Source organism: Pedobacter sp. 05T44 (assembly GCF_056395985.1).
The window spans coordinates 1-393 of sequence record NZ_JBFTKO010000049.1 but is presented as its reverse complement, the minus strand read 5'-3'; the positions used below and the strand labels follow the sequence as shown (position 1 = coordinate 393).

Here is a 393-nt window from a genome sequence, read left to right as displayed (position 1 = left end):
GAAGAAGGGCATCAAGTTCGCAGTTGACGAGCTGCCGACCGCAGGCGACCAGCCGGCCCAGCCGTTCATCGGCGTCAACGGCTTCTTCATCAGCTCCAAGAGCGCCAACGCCCTCGCCACGAACGAGTTCGTCACCAACTACCTCACCTCCGAGGCAGCCCAGGACTCCATGTACAAGGCCGGCGGCCGCCCGCCGGCACTGAAGGCCTCCTTCGACAAGGCCGCCAGCGATCCGGTTGTCGCCGCCTTCGGCAAGATCGGCGCCACCGGCGTCCCGATGCCKGCCATCCCGGAAATGAGCGCGGTCTGGGCTGACTGGGGAGCCACCGAACTCGCCCTGATCAAGGGCCAGGGCGACCCGGCCGCTGACTGGGCCAAGATGGCCGCCAGCAT

1 protein-coding gene is annotated in these 393 nt (G+C 67.3%); it reads left to right on the top strand.

Going from position 1 to position 393, the window contains the following annotated elements:
• The coding region (locus AC1DDK_RS26155; RefSeq protein WP_477634197.1) for a sugar ABC transporter substrate-binding protein at positions 1–393 on the top strand (393 nt) is incomplete at both ends.